This window comes from Amycolatopsis coloradensis (genome assembly GCF_037997115.1).
GTDB lineage: Bacteria > Actinomycetota > Actinomycetes > Mycobacteriales > Pseudonocardiaceae > Amycolatopsis > Amycolatopsis coloradensis_A.
This window is the reverse complement of record NZ_CP150484.1, coordinates 2,242,581-2,250,850: the sequence shown is the minus strand read 5'-3', so window position 1 is coordinate 2,250,850 and position 8,270 is coordinate 2,242,581. Positions and strand designations below refer to the sequence as shown.

Annotated in this window: 9 protein-coding genes and 1 pseudogene; 2 read left to right on the top strand and 8 right to left on the bottom strand. The window is 68.8% G+C overall.

The features are described 5' to 3' along the window. Positions 1-53: 53 nt before the first annotated feature. Positions 54-1,223, bottom strand: coding sequence for an acyl-CoA dehydrogenase family protein (locus LCL61_RS10555; RefSeq protein WP_034308631.1), 1,170 nt, complete (start codon positions 1,221-1,223; stop codon positions 54-56). A gap of 127 nt (positions 1,224-1,350) precedes the next feature. On the opposite strand from LCL61_RS10555, the gene LCL61_RS10550 reads away from it, so the two are divergent. Together LCL61_RS10550 and LCL61_RS10545 are read left to right on the top strand one after the other, a co-directional pair. Beyond that, positions 1,351-2,754 (top strand): cation:dicarboxylate symporter family transporter, encoded by a 1,404-nt coding sequence (locus LCL61_RS10550; RefSeq protein WP_340686668.1) that lies wholly within the window; start codon positions 1,351-1,353, stop codon positions 2,752-2,754. A gap of 30 nt (positions 2,755-2,784) precedes the next feature. Continuing rightward, complete coding sequence (locus tag LCL61_RS10545; RefSeq protein WP_340686667.1) at positions 2,785-3,474, top strand: 4'-phosphopantetheinyl transferase family protein; 690 nt, start codon at positions 2,785-2,787, stop codon at positions 3,472-3,474. A gap of 91 nt (positions 3,475-3,565) precedes the next feature. Here LCL61_RS10545 and LCL61_RS10540 read toward each other — a convergent pair whose 3' ends face one another. The 7 genes and pseudogenes from LCL61_RS10540 to LCL61_RS10510 all read right to left on the bottom strand — a co-directional run bounded on the left by LCL61_RS10540 (position 3,566) and on the right by LCL61_RS10510 (position 8,269). Then, the gene (locus tag LCL61_RS10540; RefSeq protein ID WP_340686666.1) at positions 3,566-4,915 is read right to left on the bottom strand and encodes a deoxyribodipyrimidine photo-lyase; all 1,350 of its coding nucleotides are present in this window, start codon (positions 4,913-4,915) and stop codon (positions 3,566-3,568) included. A 10-nt stretch (positions 4,916-4,925) separates the two neighbouring features. Beyond that, positions 4,926-5,111: pseudogene (locus LCL61_RS10535) on the bottom strand (response regulator transcription factor); the annotation flags it as partial. A gap of 2 nt (positions 5,112-5,113) precedes the next feature. Then, positions 5,114-5,752, bottom strand: a complete 639-nt coding sequence (locus tag LCL61_RS10530; RefSeq protein ID WP_340686665.1) for an alpha-ketoglutarate-dependent dioxygenase AlkB — start codon at positions 5,750-5,752, stop codon at positions 5,114-5,116. Then, positions 5,740-5,877, bottom strand: a complete 138-nt coding sequence (locus LCL61_RS10525) for a hypothetical protein (protein WP_340686664.1) — start codon at positions 5,875-5,877, stop codon at positions 5,740-5,742. Before LCL61_RS10525 ends, LCL61_RS10530 begins: the two co-directional genes overlap by 13 nt. An 86-nt stretch (positions 5,878-5,963) precedes the next feature. Then, complete coding sequence (locus LCL61_RS10520; RefSeq protein WP_340686663.1) at positions 5,964-7,019, bottom strand: alcohol dehydrogenase catalytic domain-containing protein; 1,056 nt, start codon at positions 7,017-7,019, stop codon at positions 5,964-5,966. 9 nt (positions 7,020-7,028) lie between these two features. Beyond that, on the bottom strand, positions 7,029-7,409 hold the full coding sequence (locus tag LCL61_RS10515; RefSeq protein WP_340688544.1) for a transcriptional regulator: 381 nt from the start codon (positions 7,407-7,409) through the stop codon (positions 7,029-7,031). 176 nt (positions 7,410-7,585) lie between these two features. Continuing rightward, positions 7,586-8,269, bottom strand: coding sequence for a metal-dependent transcriptional regulator (locus LCL61_RS10510; protein WP_192743702.1), 684 nt, complete (start codon positions 8,267-8,269; stop codon positions 7,586-7,588). Position 8,270 lies beyond the last annotated feature (1 nt).

Below are 8,270 nucleotides of genomic sequence, written 5' to 3'. Positions count from 1 at the left end.
TACCGATCTGTGTTCTGACCCGAATCGCCACTCACGACCACTTGTACCCCGTCTCAGCCCAAGGTGCCGCCGACCTTGACGTGCCCCTTGAGCAGGTTGCGCGCGATGGTCCGGCGCTGGATCTCGTCGGTGCCCTCGTAGATCCGCAGCAGCCGCAGTTCGCGGTACCACCGCTCGACCGGCAGCTCCCGCGTGTAGCCCATCCCGCCGTGGATCTGCAGGACACGGTCGACGATCTCGTTCGCCTTCACGCCGCCGTACAACTTCGCCATCGACTGCGCGTGCCGCGAGTCCAGCTTCTGGTCGACCTGCCAGGCGGCGTGCAGCACCAGCCAGCGCAGGGCCTCCAGCTCGGTGCCGGAGTCCGCGATCATCCACTGGATGGCCTGGCGCTCGGCGATCTTCTGCCCGAACGTCTCCCGCGTGTTCGCGTGCTCGATGGCCATGGAGATCAGCCGCTCGCAGGAGCCGATCGCGCGGGCGGGGAGCAGGTAGCGGCCGGCGCCGATCCACTGCATGGCCAGGTCGAAACCGTGGCCGAGCTCGCCGAGGATCTGCGTCTCCGGCACGCGGACGTCCTCGAAGACCAGCGACGCCGGGCCCCATTCACCCATCGTGTCGATGTATTCGGACTTCCAGCCGGCGTCGCGGTCGACGAGGAAGCAGGTGACACCGCCGTTCGCGCCCTTCTCGGGGTCGGTGATCGCGAAGACCATCACGAAGTCGGCCTCGTTGCCGCCGGTGATGAACGTCTTCTCGCCGTTGATGACCCAGTCGGTGCCGTCCTTGCGGGCGGAGGTCCGGATGGCCTTGGCGTCCGAGCCGGCGCCCGGCTCCGTGATCGCGAAGCACGACTTGCGTTCGCCCGAGATCGTCGGGAGCAGGTAGCGCTCCTTCTGCTCGTCGTTGGCGTAGTAGAGGATGTTGTCCGCGGCGCCGCCGAAGCGGAACGGCACGAACGTGCGGCCGAGTTCGGCCTCCAGCAGCGCGGTCATCACCGCGGACAGGCCCATACCGCCGTACTCCTCGGGCGTCTGCACCCCCCAGAAGCCGGATTCCTTGGCCTTCAGCTGCAGTTCGCGCAGCTCGTCGGCGGTCAGGCCGGGCTGACCGGCGCGTTCGCGGCGCAGCACCTCCTGCTCACGCGGCATGAGGTCGCGCTGGACGAACGTGCGGACCCAGTCGCGCACCTCGCGTTCCTCGACGCTCAGAGAGAAATCCATGGTCAGCCCGCTCCTGTTCGACAGTGACTAAGCGCTCGCTTAGCTCAAGCGTACCGCTTCGGTTGTCGTTCGCCGAGGAGTTGTCATAAGTTTTCGCGACCTGTTCCCATCTCGTCGAAGGGCACCCATGAGCACGGCAGCACCCGCGACGAAGCGGGATCGCACCCATTACCTCTACATAGCCGTCATCGCGGCGGTGGCGCTCGGCATCGCGGTCGGCATCCTGTTCCCCGAGGTCGGCAAGGAACTGAAGCCGCTCGGGACCGGGTTCGTGAACCTGATCAAGATGATGATCTCGCCGATCATCTTCTGCACGATCGCGCTCGGCGTCGGCTCGGTGGCGAAAGCCGCGAAGGTCGGCCGCGTCGGCGGGCTCGCGCTCGGGTACTTCCTGGTCATGTCGACGGTCGCGCTGGTCATCGGCCTGGTCGTCGGCAACCTCCTCCAGCCGGGCACCGGACTGCACCTGACCCCCGAGATCGCCGAAAAGGGACAGGACCAGATCGCCAAGAGCGAGGGCACCGTCGACTTCCTGCTCGGGATCATCCCGAAGACGCTGATCTCGGCGTTCACCGAAGGCGAGGTGCTGCAGACGCTGCTGGTCGCACTGCTCGCCGGGTTCGCGCTGCAGAAACTGGGCACGAAGGGCGAGCCGATCCGCCGCGGCATCGAGCACATCCAGCGGCTCGTGTTCCGGAAGCCGATCCGCCGCGGCATCGAGCACATCCAGCGGCTCGTGTTCCGGATCCTGGCGATGATCATGTGGGCGGCCCCGGTCGGCGCGTTCGGCGCGATCGCCGCGGTCGTCGGCGAGACCGGCTGGAAGGCGCTGCAGAGTCTCGCGGTGATCATGCTCGGCTTCTACATCACCTGCGCGTTGTTCGTGTTCGTGGTGCTCGGGCTGATCCTCGGCCTGCTCGCCAGGGTCAACATCTTCAAGCTGCTGAAGTACCTCGGCCGCGAGTTCCTGCTGATCCTGTCGACGTCGTCGTCGGAGTCGGCGCTGCCGCGGCTGATCGCCAAGATGGAGCACGCGGGCGTCTCCAAACCGGTCGTCGGAATCACCGTGCCGACCGGGTACTCGTTCAACCTCGACGGCACCGCCATCTACCTGACGATGGCGTCCATCTTCATCGCGGACGCACTCGACAAACCACTGACCATCGGCGAGCAGATCTCCTTGCTGGTGTTCATGATCATCGCGTCGAAGGGCGCGGCAGGGGTCACCGGCGCGGGGCTCGCGACGCTGGCGGGCGGGCTGTCCTCGCACCGGCCGGAGCTGGTGGACGGCGTCGGGTTCATCGTCGGCATCGACCGGTTCATGTCCGAGGCCCGCGCGCTGACGAACTTCGCGGGCAACGCCGTCGCGACCGTGCTGATCGGCACTTGGACCAAAGAGATCGACCGCGAGCAGCTGGATCGGACCCTGAACGGCCGATCACCGTTCGACGAGGCGACGCTGCTCGACGAACACCCGAGTGATCCGGTGCGGGATCGGGGTAAAGACGCCACTCAACGAACACCCGAGTGATCCGGTGCGGGATCGGGTAAAAAGGGAGACGTGATCGAATGTGCGGTCCGCTGGTCCCCGCCCCTGCCCGCCGAACCCCGGTTCCTGGCCCTGCTCGACGAGCTGGAGCAGGGCCGGTACGGAAACTACCGCCAGGACATCGACAAACGCCGGTTCCTGACCGGCAGGGTCCTGGCCAAGACGGTCGCCGCCGAGCGGCTCGGCATGGCCGTCGAGGACGTGAGCTTCGACGCGACCTGTGACGACTGCGGCAAACCGCACGGACGGCCCCGGATCCCCGGCGCACCGCTGATGCTGTCGATCTCGCATTCCGGCGACCTCATCGGCGTCGCGGCCACCGCGGGGACGCCGGTCGGCCTCGACGTCGAGACGGCCACCAGGCGGGCCGAGGACTCGCTCATGGAGTACGCGCTGACCCCCACGGAGCTGGCCGCGATCTCCGGGCTGTCCGATGACGAGCGCACGACGGCGTTCTTCACCTACTGGACGCGCAAGGAAGCCGTCATGAAGGCCACCGGGAAGGGCCTCAAGATCCCGCTGCAGAGCATCACGTTCTCCGGCCACGGCGAGCAGGCGCGGCTGGTGCGGTCGAGCCACCAGGCCCTCGACCCGGACCGGACCCGCCTCGCGGACCTGAAGGCGGCCGAGGGCTACCGGGCCGCCGTCGCGCTGCTGACGTCCGACGACATCTCGGTCACCGAAGACTTCACGCCCCTCTGACTCCACGCGTTTCGTCCTCTGAATGCGGTAGTTGCACGCGCAAGGACCGCATTCAGAGGATTCCCTACCCTGAGAGTAGGGAAGGAGGCCTTCACGGACCTTTGATGGCGCCGTAGCGCTCCAGCGCGACCTGACGTTCGTGGGCGTGGTCGACCATGGGCGCTGGGTAATCGGGCACGCCGGCGGGTTTGTGCACGGCTTTGCCTTGCACGGAACGGAGTTCGGGCACGTAGCGGCGGACGTAGTCGCCGGCGGGGTCGAACTTCTCCCCCTGCGTGGTCGGGTTGAAGATCCGGAAGTACGGCGCCGCGTCGGTGCCGCTGCCCGCGACCCACTGCCAGTTCAGCTGGTTCGACGCGAGATCGCCGTCGACCAGATGCTTCATGAAATACCGCGCGCCGAGCCACCACGGCAGATGCAGGTCCTTGACCAGGAAACTCGCGACGATCATCCGGACGCGATTGTGCATCCAGCCCTCGGCGAGCAGCTGCCGCATCCCCGCGTCGACGATGGGGAACCCGGTGCGTCCCTCGCACCACCGCTGGAAAGCCTGGTCGTCGCTCTCGTGTTCCATGGCGTCGAACCGGGAATCGTAGTTCTTCCGCGCGGTTTCGGGACGGTGCCACAGGACGTCGGCGTGGAACTCACGCCAGGCGAACTCACCGCGCAGCGCCTTGGCGCCGGATCCCTCGTTCCCGGCGAGATCGGCCAGCAGGGTGCGCGGGTGGACGCACCCCCAGCGCAGATACGGCGAAAGCCTTGTCGTGCCGGGCCGATCCGGCCGGTCGCGATCTTCGTCGTAGGTTTCGAGGCCGTCGTCCAGGAACTCGTGCCAGCGTTCGAGCGCCGCCCGCTCACCGGGCTCCGGCAGCTCCATCCCCTTGAGCGACGGGGACTTCGGGAGCTTGACGGAGCGCGGCGGTTCCACCCAGTCCACTATGGACTTGCCGGTGTCCGCGGGCCGTGGCCAGCCGTGGCGCACCCACGCGCGGTAGAACGGGGTGAACACGCGATAGGGATCGCCGTCGGGTTTGGTGATGCGACCCGGCGTGATCGCGTACGAGGAACCCGTCTCGACCCAGTCGATGTCGTGCTCCGCCAACGCCTTCTTGACCTCGTCGTCGCGGCGGCGGCCATACGGGCCGGTGTCCGCGCTGACGTGCACCGCCGCCGCGCCGATCTCGCGCGCGGCCTTGACGACCTGCTCGGCCGGGTCGCCCTTGACGAGCATCAGCCGTCCGCCGAGCTGATCGTCCAGCTCCTTCAGGCAGCCGTGCAGGAACGCGACGCGCGGGGCGCCGGAGGGCTTGAGGAGCGCGTCGTCGAGGACGTACAGGGCTAGGACGTGCTTGCTGTGTTTCGAGGCTTCCAGCAGGGCGGCGTGGTCTCCGAGCCGGAGGTCGCGGCGGAACCACAGCACTACCGGGGCTTCTCTGGTCACCCCGGACACCCTAAGGCCGCTCCCGTGACCCCGCACGCCCGTTGTGCAGCTGGAGTTTCCGCAGCGTCGACTGGACGTGGTTCTCCACCGTCCGATGCGACAGCACGAGCTTCTCGGCGATCTGCCGCGCCGTCATCCCCTTCGCGACCAGGCGCAGGACGTCGGTCTCGCGTTCCGTCAGCCNTGGTAAGGACGGTTCTAACCGTCCTTACCACTCACGAGTCCTGAAACCCGCAAAGTGATGTTCAACCGCCCCACCAGCCCCAGCGCCGGATCAGCGGTCCCCGGCAAGATCCGAGGCACCCCGTGGAAGGCCAGCCGCGACTCCCCGCCGAACACGAACAGATCCCCCGACCGCAGATCCACGTCCGTATACGGCCGCCCACGGTCGACCGTGTTCCCGAACCGGAAGACACAAGCGTCCCCGAGGCTCAGCGAAACGACGGGCTCCAACGACGCCTCGTCCTTGTCCTGGTGCAGGCCCATCTTCGCGGCGGAGTCGTAGAAGTTCACCAGCGCGATGTCCGGCTCGTACGACGACGGACCATAAGCGGACGAAACGGCCCGCCGCCCGAAATCGCCCAGCCACGAAGGAAACGGCAGCACCGGGGAGCCGTCCGCGGTCACCTTCGAATACCGGTACGGGTGCCAGTGCCAGCCGAGGCAGACCGTCCGCACCGACATGACGCCGCCGTTCGGCAGCCGTGTCCGGCGGTAGCCACGCCAGCCCCGGCACGCTTCGACCAGGCGGCGTTGCTCGTCTAGGTCGAGCCAGTCGGGAACATGCACCGCACCGGGCGCGACTTCGGTACGCGGGCGAGGGATCAGCGCGTCCACACGTCGAGTTTGCCAGGGCGCGCGCCGACGATCCGGTGGCCCCGCACCGAGACACCCGCCGCGACGAACCAGCGCAGCACGGATCGGCCGAACCGCGGCCGGGACGGAGCATCCTCGACTGTCACGGCCAAGGAAGCTGCCACAACGGGCCGGGAGAAGCCACCTTTCGGACTACTCCGATCGGCCGGTTGAGCGCAGTGCGTTCACCCGGTCACCGTGCGAATTCGACCACCGTCACCCCGGCCCGCGCGGCCACCGGGTCGTTCATCTCCGCCAGCACGGCGGGGACGTCGTCGAGGCCGACCCGGTTGCCGATCATGCCCTCGAGGTCGATCCCGGCCGTCTCCACCACCCGCAGCATCTCGGGGTACTCGTGCGCCTGCAGCCCGTGGATGCCGACGATCTCCAGCTCCCCGCCGATCACCCGGTGCATCGGGATCGGCGCGACGCCCTGCGCGGGCGGCATCAGCCCTGCCTGAACGTGCCGTCCCCGCTTCCGGAGGCTGCCGATCGAGGCGGCACAGGTGGTCGGCGAACCGAGACAGTCGAGGGAGACGTGCGCGCCGCCGCCGGTCAGGTCGCGGACGTGCGCGGCGACGGCTTCATGGCCTTCGAACGCGGACGGATCGACCGTAGAAGCCCCCATCCGCGTCGCCAGCGCCCTGGCCTGCGGAGACGGGTCGACGGCGACGACCGACGCACCGGCCGCGACGGCCAGCAGGATCGCCGAGACGCCGACCCCGCCGCAGCCGTAGACCGCGACCCGCTGACCCGGCCGGACCCCGCCCTGGCGCAGCACGGCCCGGAACGCCGTCCCGAACCGGCAGCCCAGCGCCGCCGCTTCTGCGCACGTCAGCGAGTCGGGCAGTGCCACGAGGTTGACCTCGGCGTTTTCGATGGCGACGTACTCGGCGAACGAGCCCCAGTGGGTCGCGCCCGGCTGGAACTCGCGGTCGCAGATCTGCTGGTCACCGGCCGCGCACTGGACGCAGGTGCCACAGGCGCAGACGAACGGCACCGTCACCCGGTCGCCCTCCGACCAGCCGCGTACACCCTCGCCGAGCGACGCGATCCGGCCGGCGAGTTCGTGCCCGGCGACGTGCGGCAGCTTCACCGACGTGTCGTGCCCCTGCCAGGAGTGCCAGTCGCTGCGGCACACCCCGGTCGCCTCGACGGCGATCACCACCCCGCCCGGCGGCGCGACCGGATCCGGCACCTCGCGTACCTCGGGCAGCACCCCGAACTCGTCGAAGACGACCGCCCGCACCCGCACTCCCTACGTGTCCCGGCCTCGCTGCATCACGATGCCCTCGCCGGGCACCGTACACCGGGCCGCCCGCCCTCGCGGCGGCCCCAGAAGCCGTGACAGGGACTCCGGCGGCACCCCGAGGACCTCCTCGAGATGCTTGAGCACCAGCAGGGATTCCGGCCGTTCCGGACGACAGCGGCCGGACTGCCAGTGGCTCAGTGTCGCGAGACTGACCGAGCACCCCCGCCCTCTGAGCCGGTACCGGATCCGATCGAGACCGAGCCCCCGCGCCCTGATCGCCGCCCTGAGGGCGTCCGCGAACGGCCCCGTCTCCAGCAGCCGCCTGAGTTCACGTCCTTCCGCCACCCCCCGGTCGATGGTGTGTGTCCGCTGACCGGTCATCTTCATCGCCTTCGCACGCTCGCTAGCCACCCGGAATAGCGCAGCCTAGGCGCGGGATCACATGATCGGAAGGGTCTTGGATCACCTATCGGCGCGGCAGGCGGGTGACGTAATTATGCAGAGACGTAGGGAAAATTCCCTACATGCGCCCCGCCGATACGCGTCCACAGTGGACACGGGGCTCAGCGCAGCGCGACCGACAGCGCCTGCGCGATCTCCTTGCCGATGGCGTGTGTCGCCGCGTCCGGGGGCGAGCCGACCTTGACCACCATCGGGCCGCCGAACGGCTGGCGCTCGACGACCTCGATCCGCTCGCCGAGGCCGATGGAGTGCTCGGTGAGGTAGCGCAGGAGCTCCGGATCGGTGTCCCAGACGCGGACGATCTCGCCGACCGCGCCGGGCGGGAGGTCGTCGAGGATGCGCATCGGCATCTCCTCGACGCTGCCGTCGGGCGCGGGGATGGGGTCGCCGTGCGGGTCGCGCACCGGGTTGCCGAGCTTCGCGGCGATCCGCTCGACGAGCCTGTCCGACACCGCGTGTTCGAGCGCGTCGGCCTCGGCGTGGACCTCGTCCCAGGTGTAGCCGAGTTCGGACACCAGGTAGGTCTCGATCAGCCGGTGGCGGCGGAGCACGGAGCGGGCGAGCAGCCTGCCGTCGGTGGTCAGCTCGATCCCGCGGTACGGGACGTGCGCGACCAGCCCGAGCTGGGACAGCTTGGTGACCATGCCGGACGCCGACGACGGGCTGACCTCCAGCCGTCCGGCCAGCGACGTGTTGGTGACGGCCTCGCCGCGTTCCACCAGCCCGTAGATCACCCGGACGTAGTCCTCCACGGACGACGACCTGCGGCTTGCCCCTTCACCCATG